The organism is Pseudomonas sp. PME37.24/025, from assembly GCF_055556615.1.
On the sequence record NZ_JBVHNK010000012.1, the window covers coordinates 45,760 to 62,904 of the forward strand.

17 protein-coding genes are annotated in these 17,145 nt (G+C 58.9%); 8 read left to right on the top strand and 9 right to left on the bottom strand.

Features of this window, described 5'->3' with window-relative positions; genetic code table 11:
• Positions 1-12 precede the first annotated feature (12 nt).
• From ACZ3HH_RS21560 to ACZ3HH_RS21570, 3 genes are all read left to right on the top strand, one after another.
• Positions 13-477, top strand: coding sequence for a multidrug transporter (locus ACZ3HH_RS21560; RefSeq protein ID WP_465807491.1), 465 nt, complete (start codon positions 13-15; stop codon positions 475-477).
• Positions 478-506: 29 nt separating this feature from the next.
• Positions 507-1,331: an SDR family oxidoreductase gene (locus ACZ3HH_RS21565; RefSeq protein WP_465807493.1), complete on the top strand. Its 825-nt coding sequence runs from the start codon at positions 507-509 to the stop codon at positions 1,329-1,331.
• Positions 1,332-1,491: 160 nt separating this feature from the next.
• Positions 1,492-1,890: a DUF4440 domain-containing protein gene (locus tag ACZ3HH_RS21570; RefSeq protein ID WP_465807495.1), complete on the top strand. Its 399-nt coding sequence runs from the start codon at positions 1,492-1,494 to the stop codon at positions 1,888-1,890.
• A 162-nt stretch (positions 1,891-2,052) separates the two neighbouring features.
• Here the strand turns inward: ACZ3HH_RS21570 and ACZ3HH_RS21575 are convergent, their stop codons facing one another.
• From ACZ3HH_RS21575 to ACZ3HH_RS21590, 4 genes are all read right to left on the bottom strand, one after another.
• On the bottom strand, positions 2,053-2,916 hold the full coding sequence (locus tag ACZ3HH_RS21575) for an efflux RND transporter periplasmic adaptor subunit (RefSeq protein ID WP_123501014.1): 864 nt from the start codon (positions 2,914-2,916) through the stop codon (positions 2,053-2,055).
• A 39-nt stretch (positions 2,917-2,955) separates the two neighbouring features.
• Positions 2,956-3,156 (bottom strand): DUF1656 domain-containing protein, encoded by a 201-nt coding sequence (locus ACZ3HH_RS21580; protein ID WP_465807497.1) that lies wholly within the window; start codon positions 3,154-3,156, stop codon positions 2,956-2,958.
• Positions 3,146-5,350 (bottom strand): FUSC family protein, encoded by a 2,205-nt coding sequence (locus ACZ3HH_RS21585; RefSeq protein ID WP_465807499.1) that lies wholly within the window; start codon positions 5,348-5,350, stop codon positions 3,146-3,148. Before ACZ3HH_RS21585 ends, ACZ3HH_RS21580 begins: the two co-directional genes overlap by 11 nt.
• Before the next feature lie 175 nt (positions 5,351-5,525).
• Positions 5,526-7,025 carry an efflux transporter outer membrane subunit gene (locus tag ACZ3HH_RS21590; protein ID WP_465807501.1) on the bottom strand — a complete coding sequence of 500 codons (1,500 nt, stop codon included), beginning with the start codon at positions 7,023-7,025 and terminating at the stop codon, positions 5,526-5,528.
• Between the two features lie 359 nt (positions 7,026-7,384).
• On the opposite strand from ACZ3HH_RS21590, the gene ACZ3HH_RS21595 reads away from it, so the two are divergent.
• Positions 7,385-8,353: a LysR family transcriptional regulator gene (locus tag ACZ3HH_RS21595; RefSeq protein ID WP_465807503.1), complete on the top strand. Its 969-nt coding sequence runs from the start codon at positions 7,385-7,387 to the stop codon at positions 8,351-8,353.
• Positions 8,354-8,370: 17 nt separating this feature from the next.
• Here ACZ3HH_RS21595 and ACZ3HH_RS21600 read toward each other — a convergent pair whose 3' ends face one another.
• Both ACZ3HH_RS21600 and ACZ3HH_RS21605 read right to left on the bottom strand, forming a co-directional pair.
• Positions 8,371-9,159, bottom strand: coding sequence for a hypothetical protein (locus ACZ3HH_RS21600; RefSeq protein WP_465807505.1), 789 nt, complete (start codon positions 9,157-9,159; stop codon positions 8,371-8,373).
• Positions 9,156-10,499: a hypothetical protein gene (locus ACZ3HH_RS21605; RefSeq protein ID WP_465807507.1), complete on the bottom strand. Its 1,344-nt coding sequence runs from the start codon at positions 10,497-10,499 to the stop codon at positions 9,156-9,158. Before ACZ3HH_RS21605 ends, ACZ3HH_RS21600 begins: the two co-directional genes overlap by 4 nt.
• Positions 10,500-11,019: 520 nt before the next feature.
• Between ACZ3HH_RS21605 and ACZ3HH_RS21610 the strand changes: the two genes are divergently transcribed.
• From ACZ3HH_RS21610 to ACZ3HH_RS21620, 3 genes are all read left to right on the top strand, one after another.
• Positions 11,020-11,397 (top strand): DUF6124 family protein, encoded by a 378-nt coding sequence (locus ACZ3HH_RS21610; RefSeq protein WP_448723047.1) that lies wholly within the window; start codon positions 11,020-11,022, stop codon positions 11,395-11,397.
• Between the two features lie 186 nt (positions 11,398-11,583).
• Positions 11,584-12,558 (top strand): 2-hydroxyacid dehydrogenase, encoded by a 975-nt coding sequence (locus ACZ3HH_RS21615; RefSeq protein ID WP_465807509.1) that lies wholly within the window; start codon positions 11,584-11,586, stop codon positions 12,556-12,558.
• A gap of 142 nt (positions 12,559-12,700) precedes the next feature.
• A complete protein-coding gene (locus tag ACZ3HH_RS21620; RefSeq protein WP_465807511.1) occupies positions 12,701-13,210 on the top strand; it encodes a DUF2165 family protein in 510 nt (169 codons plus the stop codon).
• 27 nt (positions 13,211-13,237) lie between these two features.
• On the opposite strand, the gene ACZ3HH_RS21625 is transcribed toward ACZ3HH_RS21620, so the two are convergent.
• Positions 13,238-14,140: a DMT family transporter gene (locus tag ACZ3HH_RS21625; protein WP_465807513.1), complete on the bottom strand. Its 903-nt coding sequence runs from the start codon at positions 14,138-14,140 to the stop codon at positions 13,238-13,240.
• 283 nt (positions 14,141-14,423) lie between these two features.
• Here ACZ3HH_RS21625 and ACZ3HH_RS21630 point away from each other — a divergent pair, with 283 nt between their 5' ends.
• Positions 14,424-15,299, top strand: a complete 876-nt coding sequence (locus tag ACZ3HH_RS21630) for a helix-turn-helix domain-containing protein (protein WP_465807515.1) — start codon at positions 14,424-14,426, stop codon at positions 15,297-15,299.
• Between the two features lie 152 nt (positions 15,300-15,451).
• Here the strand turns inward: ACZ3HH_RS21630 and ACZ3HH_RS21635 are convergent, their stop codons facing one another.
• The gene (locus ACZ3HH_RS21635; RefSeq protein WP_008070486.1) at positions 15,452-15,859 is read right to left on the bottom strand and encodes an HPF/RaiA family ribosome-associated protein; all 408 of its coding nucleotides are present in this window, start codon (positions 15,857-15,859) and stop codon (positions 15,452-15,454) included.
• Positions 15,860-16,073: 214 nt separating this feature from the next.
• Positions 16,074-17,021, bottom strand: a complete 948-nt coding sequence (locus tag ACZ3HH_RS21640; RefSeq protein WP_007903267.1) for a LysR substrate-binding domain-containing protein — start codon at positions 17,019-17,021, stop codon at positions 16,074-16,076.
• Between the last annotated feature and the right edge of the window lie 124 nt (positions 17,022-17,145).

Consider the following 17,145-nt stretch of genomic DNA (forward strand, 5'->3'; position numbering starts at 1 on the left):
GAGCGTTCACACATGTTCATCGGCGTCCTGCTGGTCATCACCTGGCTGATCCTGCTGCTGCGCTACCCGGCCAAGGCCGTGCCGGTTTCCATGGCCGCCGCTGTCGGATTGGGTCTGGTGGCGACGTGGGTGTTCTGGCTGGACAACCGCGAGGTCAAGCAACTGGCACGCCTTGAGCTGCGCATCGTCTATGCCCCGGAGCACTGCCCGGCGGATCGCCCCTTGAAGCTGACGATGAACAACGGCAACGACGTGCCGCTGACCGAACTGCGCTGGCGCATCGCCGCTTATGCACCGGGCGATACGGTCAATCTGGCTGACAATCAATACGCCGCTCCACGCTATCGCGGCCCCGGCGAACTGCAGGCCGGCGGCAATTGGGAAGACTGCTTGCCAATGCCGCCCCTGCGCCCCGGTTATCGCCCGCAAACCCTGGAGTTTCGCGCCGAGCGCTTGCAGGGTAGTTTCTCCGACTGATCCTCCTTTTTTTGCACAAGGACCGCGCCATGCCCGTTGCGTTGATTACCGGTTGTTCCAGCGGCATTGGCCGCGCCCTCGCCGACACTTTCAAGAGTGTCGGTTACGAAGTCTGGGCCAGCGCCCGCAAGGCTGAAGACGTAGCCGCTCTAACCGCCGCCGGATTCACCGCCGTGCAACTGGACGTGAACGATGGCCCGGCCCTCGAACAACTGAGTGAGCGGATCAATCAGCAGTCCGGCGGTCTTGATGTGCTGGTCAACAATGCCGGTTATGGCGCCATGGGGCCGCTGCTCGATGGCGGTGTGCCGGCCATGCAACGGCAATTCGAAACCAACGTATTTGCGATCGTCGGCGTCACTCGCGCGATGTTCCCGGTGCTGCGTCGCGCCAGGGGCCTGGTGGTGAACATCGGCAGCGTGTCCGGGGTTTTAGTCACGCCGTTTGCCGGCGCCTACTGCGCCTCGAAAGCTGCGGTGCATGCCTTGAGCGATGCGTTGCGCATGGAACTGGCACCGTTCGGTGTGCGGGTCATGGAAGTTCAGCCGGGGGCGATAGCGTCCAGCTTCGCGAAAAATGCCGGCAACGAAGCTGAGCAACTGATCACCGAACAATCTCCGTGGTGGCCGCTGCGTGAAGGCATTCGTGCGCGGGCCAAGGCGTCTCAGGACAAACCGACGCCGGCCAGTGAATTTGCCGCCGGTTTGTTGAAGGCCGTGCAGCAGAATAAACCGCCGCGTCTGGTGCGTTTGGGTAATGGCAGCCGGGCGTTGCCGTTGATGGCGGGGTTGTTGCCCAAGGGGCTGCTGGAGTCGGGGTTGATGAAGCGGTTCGGGTTGAAGGGGCAACTCTAAGACTGAGTCGACATCATCGCGGGCAAGTCGAATCGTCGCACCGCCGCTCCCACAGTGATCTTTGGTGTGAATGCTATCTATGCTACCCAGTAGAACCTTGTGGGAGCGGGCTTGCCCGCGATGATGTCAGGACAGACGCTGCAAAATTTCAGGAAACAACATGACTGACTACACCGAATACTTTGACGAAGTGATCCAGGCTCACATAGCCATCGAGCAATGGTTGGCCGAGGAGCGAGACGCGTCCGAGCTTGAGCAATTGCTGATGCGTTTTTCACCGCAGTTTTCCATGATCTCGCCGTTGGGCCGGGTGCTGGATTTCGAGGCGTTGAATGAATTGTTTCTGCTGGCGGGCGGGAAGAAGCTCGGGTTCAGGATTGAGCTCAGCGAGTTGCGAGGTGTCGCGCTGTACGACGGTGGCGCAGTGGTGAGTTACCGCGAGCAACAGACCGATGCGACGGGCCTGCATTCTGATCGGCGATCCTCGGTTGTGTTCGAGAAACAGGCCGATGGCAAGGTGATTTGGCGGCATTTGCATGAGACGTTTTGTCAGGGCTGAAACCGTTCCCTTGTGGCGAGGGGGCTTGTCGGAACGCCGCACCGCCCCGTTGGGCTGCGCAGCAGCCCCAAAACCTGCAACCCCGTTCTTCCAGATGCACCGCATGCTCTGGTTTTGCGCCGGCTTCGCCGCCGAACGGGGGCAAGCCCCCTCGCCACAGGGTTATTCGCCACTTTCTTGTTTCACCACAACGGTACAAGTAATCCCCGCCGCCAACAGCACTCCCTCTGGCACTTCATCAATGTGAATCCGCACCGGCACCCGCTGCGCCAGGCGCACCCAGTTGAAGGTCGGGTTCACATCGGCGATCAGCTCGCGGCTTTCCGGGTTGTCGCGGTCATAGATGCCGCGAGAAATGCTTTCCACATGACCCTTGAGCACTTCGCCGCTCATCAGTTGCATGTCGGCTTTATCGCCCACGCGCACATGGGGCAGTTTGGTTTCTTCGAAGAAGCCATAAACCCAGAACGAGTTCATGTCGACCACGGCCATTTTCGCTTCGCCGATGCGTGCGTAGTCGCCGCGATGGACGTTGAGGTTGGTGACGTAGCCGTCCACCGCCGCGCGCACTTCGGTGCGTTTGAGGTTCAGTTCGGCCGCTTCCAGTTGCGCCTGGGCGTGCTGGTAATCGGCCAGGGCCGAGTCGGCGATGTTGGTGGCGTCGTCGCGGTTTTCCCTGGAGATCACCAGGTTGTCGAGGTCGGCGCGGCGATGGGCGTTGACCTTGCGCATCTCCCACGTGGCTTTGCGCGAGGCCACCAGCGACTGCGCCTGTTTCACCGCGATGCGGTAATGCTCGGGATCGATGCGCATCAGCAAATCGCCCTTCTTCACTAACTGGTTGTCGCGCACCGGCACGTCCACTACTTCACCGGTAACGTCGGCGGCAACGTTGATGATGTCGGCGCGCACCCGGCCGTCGCGGGTCCAGGGCGTGTTCATGTAATGCACCCACAGGGTCCGGCCGATCCACAGGGCAAGGGCCAACACCAGCAGGGTCGCGAGCAGGCTGAAAAGCTTTTTCATCAGGGCCTTCTTCAGAAATAGAGAGTCAGTGATAGAGAGTCAACGGTAAACAGTCAGCGCCAGGGCGCCGAACAGACAGGTAAACAGACTCAGGCGCAGCAGCGCCGGGTGCCAGAAAAAACGGTACAGGTCGAACCCGGACAGGAACCGATCCAGCGCCCAGGCCAGCGCCGCCGCAATGAAAAACATCAGGGTCATGGTCGGCAGGTACACGCCGTGGAAGGCGATTTCACGAGGCATGTTCAAGTCCTTGGGGCTTGGTGATGGCACTGGCTTTTATGTAGCCGGCGAGTGGCGATTGCGGGTCGAGCAGCGAGGTGCGGATGAAGTGCAGGTAGCTTTTCACCCGGCGCAAGGCAGAGGTATCGAAGTGCGGCGCGAACGGTTCATCGGTGGCTTGCACCCGGCCGATCGCATGGTCGACCGCGACCAGAGCACGCTCCAGATTGCTCTGGCTCGGTTGCAGAAACAGCCGCACCAGCGAACGCCCCATCCCCCGGATTGACTGACGCCACGGTTGGAATTCGGCATACGCCGGATGCACCGGCAAAATCGCCTGTTCCTTGCGCAACTCGATAATCGCGTGGCCGACTTCCAGCACCACGAACATCCAGCGCAGCAAGTCCCGTTGCACCTGCGGCTGTCCCGCAGCGAGGCCGTAGGCCTGATGCAAAAGATCGCGAGTGCGGCTTTCGAAACTCGATGCCAGGCCCTTGAGTTTGCCGCTGATGGCGTACACCACTTGCCCGCGCAAATCCTGCTCCAACCGCCGCCATAACCAGCGGCTGTTGGGCGGCAGAATGATCGCTCCGGCCGCCGCGCACACCAGCATGCCCATGATCATGGCGATGTAGTCGTTGATGAAGGCGTATGGGTTGTAAACCGTGAGGTTGTCCGGCACCGAACCGGTGCTGAAGAAGATCAGCAATCCCAGGCCAACCCCGGCGTATTGCGGCCGTGAAGTCAGGAACGCCCCGACCACGATCACCGGCGCCAGCATCACGCACAGCAACGGAAAACCGTCGATCTTGGGGAAGATGAAAAACATCTCGACGAAGCCGATCAGCGCCCCGAACAACGTCCCGCAGGCCATCTGAAACGCCATGCGTTTGGGGTTCGGTGTCGCCGCTGAAAGGCCGACGGTGGCGGCGGCGATCAGGGTCATGGTCGCGCCACTCGGCCACGCGGTGGCCACCCAATAACCGCCGAGCACCACGAGTATGAATGCAGCGCGAATACCCGACGCCGCCGAGGCCAGCCAGTTGGTTTGCGGGGTGAAGGGCTCGTCCCAGCGTTCACGTTCGTGGCTGTGATCGGCCAGCGACGCGTGGGTCTGTGCATAACTGTGCAGGTCATCGACGAAGCGATAAAGCAGCTCGTAGGCGGTGTGAAAATCCAGCTGCTCGGCGTCGCTCGGATCACTTTCCTGGAACGTCGCCCGCAGGCTGCGGACTCGCGCCGGCAAGTTTTGCTTATAGGCCGCCAAAGCAGTGGCCAGGCGTGCAGCGTCGGGGCTGGTCAAGGCGCGCCCGCTGAAACCGTCGAGCACTTCGGCCAGCTCCTGTAACCCCGGTTTGATCGCTGCGACAACATGATTGGTGCCGCTGCTGCGCAGGCGTTCGAGCAATTGATGCAGGGCATTGAAGCGCGTGGTAATGCCCATGAACTCGCTGTTCAAGCGGCTGAGCCGCCCGTTGCGCCGGCGCATGTGCGGGTCTTCGAACACCGTGACGCTGCGCAGCCCTTCCAGGCCTACCGCTTCGGCGATAAACCGCACGTTGTTCGCTTCAAACGCCTCGCGCTGGCTGCGACCGCGCAAGCCATCGGTGACGAACAAGGCAAATACGCCGAAGCGCTGATACAAGGCATTGCGCATCGCGGCGCTGGCGGTTTGCGGCAGGATCGCGGCGCTGACCAGTGTCGAGCAGAGAATCCCCAAGGAGATTTCCAATACACGCCAGACTGCCGCCATGAACGCACCGTCGGGATGAGCCAATGCAGGCAGCCCGACCATCGCCGCCGTATAACCGGCGAGCACAAATCCGTAGGCGCGGAAGTTGCGATAACGCGCCGCGCCAGCCGAGCAGAGGCCGACCCAGATCGCCAGCGAGCCGAGGAACAGTTCGGTGTTCTGCGCAAACAAGGCAATCAACGCGACCATCACCGCCGAGCCCGCCAAGGTGCCGAGGAAGCGATAGAAGCTCTTGGCAAAGACCTGGCCGCTTTGCGGTTGCATGACGATGAACACGGTGATCATCGCGGTGCGCGGTTGCGGCAACTCCAGACGCATGGCCAGCCACAGGGTCAGGAACGCCGCGAACAACACCTTGAAAATGTACACCCAGGTCACGCCATCGCTGCGTGCCCAGTCGAAGAAACCCCGGCGCCATTCAAGGGAATACAGCCAGCGCAAAGGTGCGGGCAAGGGAGTCATTAGCATCCTGGAAGAACTTGAGGCAAAAGAAATCCTGTGGCGAGCGAGCTTGCTCGCGCTGGGCTGCGTAGCGGCCCCAAAATTAGGGCAGCCACCACCCATTTTGTGAGTGCTGCGCACTCAAGCGGGAGCAAGCTCCCTCGCCACAAATGTTGGCTTGCCTGATACATAGTGGTCACTTCAAAAGAATCGGAGTTTTCGGTGCAGCTGTCTGGCTGTCGGTCGGGACGTCATTCCCCGCCCCAAGCCCACCGCCAAGCGCCGTCACCAGCTCAGCATGAGCACTCAACCGTGCGGCCTGAACCTGCTGTTGCACCTGTTGCTGCTTGAACAACAAGGTCTGCGCATTGAGCACGTTGAGGTAATCGGTGAGCCCGCGCTGATAGGCGATCATCGCGATGTCGTAGGTCTTCTGCGCCGTGGCCACCGACTCGGTGGCGAAGGCCTGCTGCTTGTCCATCGACTCGCGGCGAATCAGCTGGTCGGAGATGTTCTTCAGCGCGTTGACCAGCGTCTGGTTGTACTTCGCCACCGCGATGTCATAACCCGCCGAGGCCTCGCCCAGCTCCGAGCGCAAGCGGCCGCCATCGAAGATCGGCAACGAAATCGCCGGGCCGACGCTGTAGTTGAGTTTCTTGCCGGTCAAAAACTCCAGCGCCCCGCCGCCGGTGGCCATGTAGCCGAGACTGCCGACCAGATCGACGTTGGGGTAGAAACCGGCGTGGGCGACATCGATACCCCGCGCCTGCGCCGCCACTTGCCAGCGACTGGCGACCACGTCCGGGCGTTGGCCGAGCAATTGCGCAGGCAAAGACGACGGCAACTTCAGCGCCGCGCCCAACGACAGCGTTGGCCGTTGCTGCTGCGCGCCCTCCCCCGGTCCCTTTCCGGCCAAGGCTGCGAGTTGGTTACGGCTGAGGGCGATTTCCTCGTCCAGCGCATCGATTTGCCGATGGGTTTCCGGCAATGGTGTTTCGGCCTGGCTGACGTCGAAATGGGTGCCGATGCCGCCGTCCAGACGTTTCTGTGCCAGGTCGAGAATTTGCTGTTGCTGCTTCAAGGTCGCCGCGACGATGTCCCGTTGCGCGTAATGCAAAGAGAGCTCGATGTAGGCGCGCACGATGTTGTTCTGCAATTCAAGCTGCGCCTGCCGTGCTTCGGCGACGCTCACATGGGCCATGTCCACGGCGCGTTCGGTGGCATTGCTTTCGCGGCCCCAGAGGTCGAGGGCATAGCTGAAGCCCAGCGCGGCGTTGTTGTCCCAGGTGGTGGTGTTGGCCAACTCGCCGGGGCCGTAGAACTGATCGGTGGGCCAGTTGTGGCGCTTGAGGGTGGATTGGCCATTGATCTGCAACGACTCGGCAGACTCGGCAATGCCAGCCATGGACCGCGCCTGACGCACTCGCGCGGCGGCCATGGCCATGCTCGGGCTGCCTTGCAGGGCGAGGTCGATCCAGCGGTTCAGTTGCGGGTCGCCGTAGGCTTGCCACCATTGGGTGGTGGGCCAATGAGCGTCTTGCGCGGCGCTCTGAATAGCTTCATCGGTGGCCAATGAACTGGCCTCCAGTGCCTTGCCTTGTGGGGCAATACTGCCGGTTCCGATGCAGCCGCTGATTGCCAGGGTTAAAGCCAAAACACTGAGCGTCTTGAGCGCTCTGTTGATGCGACGCGGCACTGCTGCGATTTCCTGAGATGGGAGAGGTACGGGGAACTTGTGGGAACGGGCTTTTGTGGCGAGGGGGCTTGCCCCCGTTGGGGCGCAAAGCGACCCTAAAACCAGTCGCCGCGATCTTCAATCAGAATGCCGTGACCGGTTTACGACTGCTCCGCAGCCGAACGGGGGCAAGCCCCCTCGCCACACAAGCCCATGCCTACCGAGGCGCAATTCTAGGGGTGGGCCTTGTTGGCGATAAGCCGGGATTCTTGTGAATCTTTGTTACCGTTAACGCGATAATCCCTTGGTCGCGTCTTTAGTCGCCTGTAAAGAATCAGCAACTTCGTGTCACAATTTGCCATTCGCCAAGAGAGCACCCCATGGACACTTTGCAAAACATGCGCGCCTTCAGTTACGTGGCCGAGGCCGGCAGCTTCACCGCCGCCGCCGTGCAACTCGACACCACCACGGCCAACGTCTCGCGCGCGGTCTCCAACCTGGAAGCCCACCTGCAAACCCGTCTGCTCAACCGCACCACCCGTCGCATCGCCCTGACCGAGGCCGGTAAGCGCTATCTATTGCGTTGCGAGCAGATCCTGGCCTACGTCGAAGAAGCCGAAGCCGAGGCCAGCGACGCCCACGCGCGCCCGGCCGGGCAACTCAAGGTGCACACCATGACCGGCATCGGTCAGCACTTCGTGATCGACGCCATCGCCCGCTACCGCAAAACCCACCCGGACGTGACCTTCGACCTGACCATGGCCAACCGCGTGCCGGATTTGCTCGACGAGGGCTACGACGTGTCCATCGTGCTCGCCAGCGAACTGCCAGACTCGGGCTTCGTCTCCCAACGCCTGGGCATCACCTACAGCATCGTTTGCGCATCGCCCGCCTATGTGAAAGCCAACGGCTGCGCGCACAAACCCAGCGATTTGCTGAACCATATGTGCTTGCGCCTGGTAAGCCCGGTGATCCCGCTGGAGAAATGGGCCTTCGACGGCCCTGAAGGCCAGGAAATGGTCACCATCAACAGCTCGCCGTTTTTGGTGAACTCCGCTGATGCGATGAAAACCGCGATCAGCAGCGGCATGGGCGTTGGCGTTTTGCCGGTATATGCGGCGATTGAAGGGCTGCGCAACGGCACGCTGGTGCGGGTAATGCCGAACTATCGTTCGCAGGAACTGAATCTGTATGCGATTTATCCGTCGCGGCAATATCTGGATGCGAAGATCAAGACGTGGGTCGAGTACTTGCGCGGGTCGTTGCCGGAGATATTGGCGGCGCATCAGGCGGAATTGGCGGCGTATGAATTGAGTGGGAGTTTGGGTGGGGTTCGGGTGGCGAATTGAGGTGTATGGACTGCGGGTTAGCCCAGCAGTCCAGCGTACGTTCCGTAGAGCCAATACGCACAAAGGCCAACAATTGAATAGGCAAACATCAGGTTGGGAATGACGACCCAGCGTCGTAGGTGTAAAGGGAAGTGCTTTATTTCATCGATACAGTGCGGGTCACTGCTCAGCAGGAATGCATCATCCTCGCGAAGCATGGTCGATAGATGAGTCAAGCGGTAATGACGCCCGTACAGACCATCACCCATGACCCGACGGTTGCGACCAACGAAGTAAGAGTCGTTGAGGTGAGATTCGAGTTCTTCGAGTTTAAAAAAACTGATGTACACCCGCATAAGTGAAACGATGATAACCAGGGTAATAAAGCCGATCAGGATAGCTGTGTAGAGTAGTTTCAGGTCGCTCATCGGGTTTGAAATTGTCGTACGCAAAGACACAAAACCACTCCAAAGCAACAGTAGTCCAGCGCTGACGACCGCAATCCGCATCAGTTTTTTTGGAGTTTCAGCCCATTTTTTCAGGCGCTCCGGCAAGATTTCAGCCTCCATAAACGCATACGAATCCAACATCTGATGTTGATAGAAACTCCCCGTTAAAGCGCCAATCAACCTAAGTCTGTTCATCCGTCCAAACGGGCCGTTACCCGCCGTGTTTCGATTGATACTCACCAGATGAGACGCGTTGAAGTGATTTTCAATTTGGTCGAGTTTGAAATAGGCGCCAAATAACAAGAGGGTCTGGCTGAGTAAAATCATCAGGAAAATAAGTACCCAACCAATCAAGTGCACATTCTCAGCGCCACTCATGGTTGCGTGAACTCATATATTTTTTCACCTATTTCCCCGCCAATTTCTGAGCCTTTGGTTCCCGTCGCACTGGCGACAGCACCCGACACCCCCAGCGCACAAACAATTCCACCAACACCCAATGTCTCCACACCTATTGCCGCACACGCTCCATATTTCAGTGCGCTACTCGCTACGTATCCGGCGGCAACACCTCCGCCAATACTTCCTGCCAACTTGCCTCCCTCCACGAATCTGGCTTGGGAGCATTCATCCTTGCTTCCACCGCGACATGCTTCATCAACTCTCATCGCCGCCGCCCCCATCGCCAATCCAATGCCAACATAGCCTCCTGCCTTCAAGTACTTCACAGCTCTGGATACGCCTTGAATATTTGTCGCATAGCCCGGCAGTTGGGTAGGGGCGCCAGCCTTGTTCCAATGGTGAATTGTTCTGCGAGTAGAAAGACCCAATGCGCGTTTAAGCCTGGGATGATCAGGAATGCCTGTGCCTTTACGTACCAGCGGGCCAAGGCTGGCATTGATCTTTGCCATCATCCGTTTGCGATGGGTAAAGAAATCCCTGGATCGCAAGTGGCCATGCTGACGGTATTGTTGCTGATGCAGTTTCTCTAACTCGATGAGCGTGCCTTTGAGGTTTTCCAGGTGTTGGCCGACCATGAAGGAGGCCACACCCAACGACCCCGCCGACACCTCCAAAAACGGCTCAATCACTTCATGATTTTCGACCATGAACGAAGCCTCTTCTTCGCTCAGGTCCTTAAGCGCTTCGTTGACCTTCTCCGCTGCGATCATCATTTGCGCCTCTTCGCGACGGCACATGTAATGCCGTGAATCGCTGAAGATCACCATTTGCCCCGGTTTCACCCGCTCACCGAGATGGCGATTGAGCGAGCGGAATTCCCGGCGCAGTGCATCGCTTGGCGGGTTTTCGTACAGCGAGCGCTCAAGGGCTTCGAGGGTCATGGGCTGCTGAATGATGTAGAAGCCCGACTCCACGGGTTTAGGCAGGGCGAAGGCGTGTTCTTCGACCAGATGTTGCGCCGGTGGTGGTTCGGGTTTGGGTTTGAAGGCATTCCATGAAGCACCGCCGTTATCGGGATCGATGCGAGGCGTCACCATGACCCAATCACCGTGGCTAACGGCGTTGATGAGTTTCTGCTGGTTGGCGGCCTGCATGTAGTTGGAGCGGTTGGCGCCGATCGCGCTAAGCAGATCGTCGAAGCCCTGCAGGTCGTAGGGATAGCTCAGGGCCTGGCGCAAGTCGGCGACGGCTTGATGGCTGTCTAGCACCTGGCCGTTTGGGCCGGCGAGTTGGTTTTGGGGAATGAGTCTGGTCACGCTCGTGTCCCGTTCCTTGGAAATGGGAGACTTTGGCGAGTGGGCTCAAAGGGGGATGCCGGGCGAATCGTTTTTGCGTGTAGGGGAAGTCCGAGTTTTTTTGATGGCGACACTGGAGCTACCGAAGGCTGCGATCTTTTGATCTTTACGTCATTGATCGCGCCGCAAGGTCAAAAGATCGCAGCCTTCGGCAGCTCCTACAGACGGGGTGATTTTTGAGGACGTTTCCCACAGGTTGTAACGGTTGTTGCGTCGGAAGCGAAGTGGGTAGGCTTTGTGTGTCGCTGCCAAATCAGCGGCCAGGCCTGGAAACCTGATACCCCTTACTGCAATCGCTCATGGCATACTGCGGCGCGTTTTTCTGCTTGCAATGCTCAGTTATGGCGGCTGTGTGCGGGAGACCTTCGGGTCTGCCGGGTTTGGGGTTGACCGGTTTTCCAGCCTGCGCACGGCTGCCACCCTTTCGCCTGGAAACGAAAATGGCAGTCTCAATTACAACCTTTAATTGAGTAAGTTTCCTATGTTCAAGCCGACACCAAATCCGCCCGAAGCGGACGACACTTCTCCCTACGAATCCCTCGATTCCAAAAAACTCCACGAGGCCGCCGAGCGGGCGTTAAATCACTACCTCAATCCAGCGGCCCTCAAATCCCCTGCAGTCCGCAAACCAAGCACGATGTTTTTGGTTGCACCAGATATCAAAGACGAAGACCTGTTAGCCCATACCTGTGAGTCGTTGGCCCAGGCGAGTGTGATGGCCAGCGATTTTGCGGGCTATCTGGAAGGGCCGCACCGGCACACAGCGATGGCGATTCAACAGATCGTCATGTTGGCCGAGCTGGCAGTGAACCGGATGCTGGATAACATCGCCTTACCCAAACCTTCGCCACACAGCTGATCCATTGTGGGAGCGCGCTTGCTCGCGAAGGCGTTGTGACATTCACCATTGATGTCGTCTGACACTCCGCTTTCGCGAGCAAGCCCGCTCCCACAGTTAGACGGCGTACATCCGCAGGCACTCGCACCCAACCCTCGAAGAATGTTAGCGTGCTTGGCATTCTCCAAGCCCGACGAGCCGCTTCCAATGAAAAAAACCGTCCTCGCCTTCAGCCGTATCACCCCACCGATGATCGAACGTCTGCAACAAGACTTCGACGTGATCGTGCCGAACCCGAAAAACGGCGACATCAACGCCCAATTCAACGAAGCCCTGCCCCACGCCCACGGCCTGGTCGGCGTCGGCCGCAAACTCGGTCGCACGCAACTGGAAAATGCCGCCAAACTGGAAGTGGTCTCCAGCGTCTCCGTTGGCTACGACAACTACGATCTCGCCTACTTCAACGAACGCGGGATCATGCTCACCAACACCCCCGACGTGCTCACCGAAAGCACCGCCGACCTGGCCTTTGCCTTGCTCATGAGCAGCGCCCGCCGCGTCGCCGAGCTGGACGCCTGGACCAAGGCCGGCCAATGGCAAGCCACCGTCGGCGCGCCGTTGTTTGGCAGCGATGTGCATGGCAAAACGTTGGGCATCGTCGGTATGGGCAACATCGGCGCGGCCATCGCCCGTCGCGGGCGGCTGGGCTTCAACATGCCGATTATCTACAGTGGCAACAGCCGCAAGACCGAACTGGAACAGGAGCTCGGTGCGCAGTTCCGCAGCCTCGACCAGCTGCTGGCCGAAGCCGATTTCGTCTGCCTGGTGGTGCCGCTCAGCGAAAAAACCAGACACCTGATCAGCCACCGTGAACTGGCGCTGATGAAACCGAGCGCCATTCTGGTGAACATCGCCCGCGGCCCGGTCGTGGACGAACCGGCGCTGATCGAGGCGCTGCAAAACAACCGCATTCGCGGTGCCGGGCTGGACGTCTACGAGAAAGAACCCCTGGCCGAGTCGCCATTGTTCCAACTGAAAAACGCCGTGACCCTGCCGCACATCGGCTCCGCGACTCACGAAACCCGTGAAGCCATGGCCAACCGTGCCTTGGCCAACTTGCGTAGCGCCTTGTTGGGTGAGCGGCCGCAAGATCTGGTGAATCCGCAAGTGTGGAAAGGCTAACTTAAAACGGGCAGGCGTTTTTAACGGCTGCCCGCTCGCTACACAACTTGCAATTCAGTCCACCGACGAAAAAAAATCAAGCGCTATAGACTCTCCATTACTTACTCGATCCTACGAATAATTTTTATGGAGCGCGCTAAATTTGAACAGCCTTACAACCGCTAAAACCATCAGAATCAGCAAAATACTACTGATGGCTTACATAAGTTTTTTCGGCTTGCTAGTGATGTATAGCAACTTTACAGATTACGCTACCAACTACGAATATGTCGGCCACGTTCTGAGCATGGACACGGCCAATAATAGCGAAAAAACCGACTATCGGGCCATCACCTCGCCCATGCTTCACCACCGGATTTACTGGCTTATCATCACCCTGGAAGTAACTTATACCGTTTATTGCCTGATGGGCACTTACCACCTCTATCGAAAACTGAATGCTTCAGCCAAAGAGTTTCACGAAGCAAAAAAATTCTCGATTATCGGTTTAATGATCGGCCTGTTCATCTATTACGTCTGCCTGCAGGTTATCGGCGTCGAATGGTTCAACATGGATAAATCACAGACATGGAATGCCAAGGACTGGGCCCGGCATATTGTTGATTTTATGCTGCCACTATTGATGTATGTGGCATTGAGGATTGAGCGCTGAGTAATACGCGCTCAATCTTTAAAAACGTCAGGCCAATTTGCCATTCCCCTGCACCATCGACGCTTTGGGCTTACGGAACACCAACACATTCCCCAACATCACCAGCACCAGCCCCACCAGTGCCGGCGCAGTCCATTGATAGCCTTCGACAAACGCCGACACATTCAGCGCCACCACCGGAAACAGTACGGTGCAATACGCCGCCCGCTCCGGCCCCATGCGCCCGACCAGCGTCAGGTAGGCGGTGAAGCCGATCACTGAGCCTGGAATCACCAGGTACAGCAACGACCCGATGTAGCGGGCATTCCATTCCATGTCGAACGGGATGCCTTTGACCAGGCACCACGCCGACAACATCGCCGCACCGTAAGCCATGCCCCAGGCATTGGTGGTCAGGGGTTTCAGGCCCGCCTTCTGTTGCAGACTCGACAGCATGTTGCCGGCCGAGAAACACAAGGTGCCGAGCAATGCCAGACCCAACCCGAGCAAGGTTTCGGGGCTGGCGGTATGACCGGCCAGCTCCGGCCAGAACAGCAGGCCAAGCCCGAGTAAGCCCAACGCGCCGCCCATCAGCACGTTACGGGCAATTTTCTGGCCGAAGAACACCCGCGCATTGAAGGCGTTCCACAGGGTGGCGGTGGAAAACACCACGGCGACCAGACCGCTGGGGATCCACTGGCTGGCGGTGAGGAAGCACATGAAGTTGATGCAAAACAGGCACAGCCCCTGCGCCAGGCAAATCAGATGCCCGCGACGGTTCATCGGTTGCAGGCGCCGGCTGAGCAGCAACAGCGCGAACAGCACCAATGCGGCAAGGCCGAAGCGATAGACGATCGACACCGGAATCGCCACCACACCCAATTGCCATTTCAAGGCGATCCAGGTGGTGCCCCAGATCAGCACGGTCAGTAGATACAAACAAAGGTTCATGGCGACAGCTCCGGGATGGGCAATGCTGTTCACTTTGTGGCGAGCGAGCTTGCTCGCGCTGGGCTGCGTAGCGGCCCCAAGTCCTGGCAAATTTCGCCAGTTTTGTGAGCGCTGTGCACTCAAGCGGGAGCAAGCTCCCTCGCCACAGTGCATTGCCTGATTAGGGGTCCAGTGTGCTGCGCCAATCGTGGGCGCACTTGCATAAACTTGCGCTTTTGTCGGCCGGCGGGCTGGCAGGCCAACGTCTACGGAGTAGGATGCAAAGCGTTGGAGAGAACCGATCATGGCCGCACTGGAAACGTTGCAAGTCTTTCAAGCGCTTAACCGCTCGCCCAATGCTCGCCTGGAGCACAGCGCAGAGCTCGGTGACGGCATGGCTGCAGCTTTGTGGAACAACCACCATGACGCCCAGGACTACGAAGCGCCGAGCCATCACACCTTGTCCTGCTACATCGCCGGCGGCACGGGCACCTTTCGCCGCGATCAGCCCGGCACCAAGGGCGGCCCGGACAAGCTGTGCATTCTGCCGGCCGACCATCAGTCAGGCTGGGTGATCAATGGCGATATTCGCCTGGCCCACCTGTATTTCAGCCCCGAACAATTTGCCCTTGGCTGCGTCACGCTGCTGGATCGCGAACCGCGGGAATTGCAGTTGCGCGAGCGCACGTTCCTCGAAGACCCGCCGCAAGCCCGGCGCTTTCGGCAGCTGATCGCTCTCAACTGGGATGAACCCGGCGAACGCCTTCTCACCAGCAGCCTGGCCCACGAAATGCTCAGCCATGCCCTGCTCAGCCAGGTCGGCGTGCGTGAGGGCCTGCGCCTCAAGGGTGGGTTGGCGGCACATCAACGGCGGCAGTTGGTGGAGTTCATCGATCATCAATTGGCGGAAGCGATCAGCCTTGGGCAGTTGGCGGCATTGTGTGCGTTGTCGGAATACCACTTTGCGCGGATGTTTCGTGTGAGCTTCGGTTTGCCGCCGCATCAGTATGTGTTGGCTAGACGACTGAGCCGGGCGCAGGAGTTGTTGCGCGGGACGTCGCAGCCATTGGGGGAGATTGCATTGGCCTGTGGGTTTGCCAGCGCGAGCCATTTCACCAACCGGTTTCGTCAGGCTTTGGGTGGGACGCCCGGGGAATATCGGCAGGCGTTCTGGCGGTAAAGCAAAATCAAAAGATCGCAGCCTTCGGCAGCTGGCCCGGTTGACTAGCCTGGTGGTTGGCACCGATGGATGCTGAAACAAGAACGGGCCTGCATAAGCAGGCCCGTTTTTCAGGTGGAGAGAACGTGGGAAGGTAAAAAGTGAATCAGGCCTCAGCCGTTTTGTGCAGCCTGTTCGTTCTCGAGAAACTCGTCTTCCAGCAGCGCATCGGCCGTAGGCCTTTCGAACGGCACCACAGCGGCACGTGGTTTGCCCCGCAGTTTGCCGAACAGATGTTCAAGCGCATGTTCGAGTTTTTCGGCCGCACCGTCGATCGCCAGTTCCAGGTTAGCGGCTTTATGAGTGACAGAAATCGGTTGGTGGCCTTTTGGCCGCGCTTCCAGCTGGCAGCGCATATCGTGGGGACCGGGTTTGTCGCCGTTCTCGTCCCGCAGGTGGACCTCGACGCGGGTCAGGTCCTCTTCATAACGTTCGAGCGTGCTCTCAATGGTCGTACGTACCCACTCCTCCAGTCGGATGCTGCTTTGAATATGGTTATCGCTATTGACTTGGATTTGCATAGTTCATCCCTTATTTCAGCTAGCTCGCGAGAGGCCGGTCAGCTAGCCCCTTGGGCGTCATCACCGTGACCTCTTGGTTACACAATCGGTGTGTACGCTGGATAATTCAACCCCTAAAAAAAGATAAATATTCATACGTAAAAAAAGCCGGACAACGGGCAAAAGCGCTGTTAATGTCGGGAGTTCGGTCGCCCCTGTTTGATGTCCTAGCTGCTCACATCTGCCGCTCCGCCAGCGGATGCAGACTACGAAATATCCCCGCCTCTTCCACCAGCCAGTCATGCACCGCACGCACGCCCGGATGGCTCAGCGCTCCCGGCGCATAGAGCAACACGTAACGCTTGTGATTAGGCACCGCCAGGCCAAATGGCACGATCAACGTCCCGCGTTCCAGTTCATCGTTGAGCAGCGTTCGCCGTGCAATGGCTACGCCCATGCCGGCGATCGCCGCTTCGATGGTCAGGTGATTGCGATTGAAGGTATGCCCGCGCCGCACATCCGCGCCCTCGAAGCCGATGGCGTTGAGATAAAACTCCCATTCCGCGTACTCGTAACTTCCTCGCCAGGCGGTGATGTCGTGCAGCAACGGAAAATGCACCAGGTCTGCCGGGCCGTGCAGTGGCGGCCGGCCGCGAAGCAGGCTCGGGGCACACACCGGAAAGATCTGCTCATCCAACAAGGCTGTGGATAACAATCCGGGATAACTGCCGTCGTTCAGGTCAATCGCCAGATCGAAATCGCCTTCATGCAACGGAACACTGCTGTCCTCGGCCACCAGCCGCAGCTGAATATCCGGAAAGCGCTGTTGCAAACGCGGCAGGCGCGGGGTCAGCCATTTGCTCAGGAACGATGGAATCGAGCGCAACCGTAAAATCCCGCTGATCATTCCCGCGTCCAGTCGTCGCAATTCCGCATCGATGCTGCCGTAGGCTTCGTTGACGGTGATAGCCAATCGCTGGCCTTCGGCGCTCAATTCCACGCCCCGGGCGCGACGATGAAACAGGCGAAAACCCAGCCGCTCTTCCAGTTGGCGAATTTGCTGACTGACCGCCCCCGGCGTGATGTGCAGTTCTTCGGCACAACGGGTGAAGGACAAGTGCCGCGCGGCACACGAAAACACGTGCAGCCAGACGTAGGTCTGGGCGTGCAATTGGCGACTCATTGTTTAGTCCTGCTAAAGGCTGTCTTAGGAAGTTTCGTTGGTCACGTAGGACCGAGGTTGGCAGTATCGCCGACATTGCGCTTGTCCTACAGAAATGGCGGCGATTTCTCTTCCATTGCTTGTA

Excerpts from the sequence above, each read along its gene's own strand:
- ACZ3HH_RS21560 (WP_465807491.1), top strand. The coding sequence starts at position 13 with ATGTTCATCGGCGTCCTGCTGGTCATCACCTGGCTGATCCTGCTGCTG.
- ACZ3HH_RS21615 (WP_465807509.1), top strand. The coding sequence starts at position 11,584 with ATGAAAAAAACCGTCCTCGCCTTCAGCCGTATCACCCCACCGATGATC.
- ACZ3HH_RS21640 (WP_007903267.1), bottom strand. The coding sequence starts at position 17,021 with ATGAGTCGCCAATTGCACGCCCAGACCTACGTCTGGCTGCACGTGTTT.
- ACZ3HH_RS21635 (WP_008070486.1), bottom strand. The coding sequence starts at position 15,859 with ATGCAAATCCAAGTCAATAGCGATAACCATATTCAAAGCAGCATCCGA.
- ACZ3HH_RS21575 (WP_123501014.1), bottom strand. The coding sequence starts at position 2,916 with ATGAAAAAGCTTTTCAGCCTGCTCGCGACCCTGCTGGTGTTGGCCCTT.
- ACZ3HH_RS21585 (WP_465807499.1), bottom strand. The coding sequence starts at position 5,350 with ATGACTCCCTTGCCCGCACCTTTGCGCTGGCTGTATTCCCTTGAATGG.
- ACZ3HH_RS21600 (WP_465807505.1), bottom strand. The coding sequence starts at position 9,159 with ATGAGTGGCGCTGAGAATGTGCACTTGATTGGTTGGGTACTTATTTTC.
- ACZ3HH_RS21610 (WP_448723047.1), top strand. The coding sequence starts at position 11,020 with ATGTTCAAGCCGACACCAAATCCGCCCGAAGCGGACGACACTTCTCCC.
- ACZ3HH_RS21625 (WP_465807513.1), bottom strand. The coding sequence starts at position 14,140 with ATGAACCTTTGTTTGTATCTACTGACCGTGCTGATCTGGGGCACCACC.
- ACZ3HH_RS21630 (WP_465807515.1), top strand. The coding sequence starts at position 14,424 with ATGGCCGCACTGGAAACGTTGCAAGTCTTTCAAGCGCTTAACCGCTCG.
- ACZ3HH_RS21595 (WP_465807503.1), top strand. The coding sequence starts at position 7,385 with ATGGACACTTTGCAAAACATGCGCGCCTTCAGTTACGTGGCCGAGGCC.
- ACZ3HH_RS21580 (WP_465807497.1), bottom strand. The coding sequence starts at position 3,156 with ATGCCTCGTGAAATCGCCTTCCACGGCGTGTACCTGCCGACCATGACC.
- ACZ3HH_RS21570 (WP_465807495.1), top strand. The coding sequence starts at position 1,492 with ATGACTGACTACACCGAATACTTTGACGAAGTGATCCAGGCTCACATA.
- ACZ3HH_RS21565 (WP_465807493.1), top strand. The coding sequence starts at position 507 with ATGCCCGTTGCGTTGATTACCGGTTGTTCCAGCGGCATTGGCCGCGCC.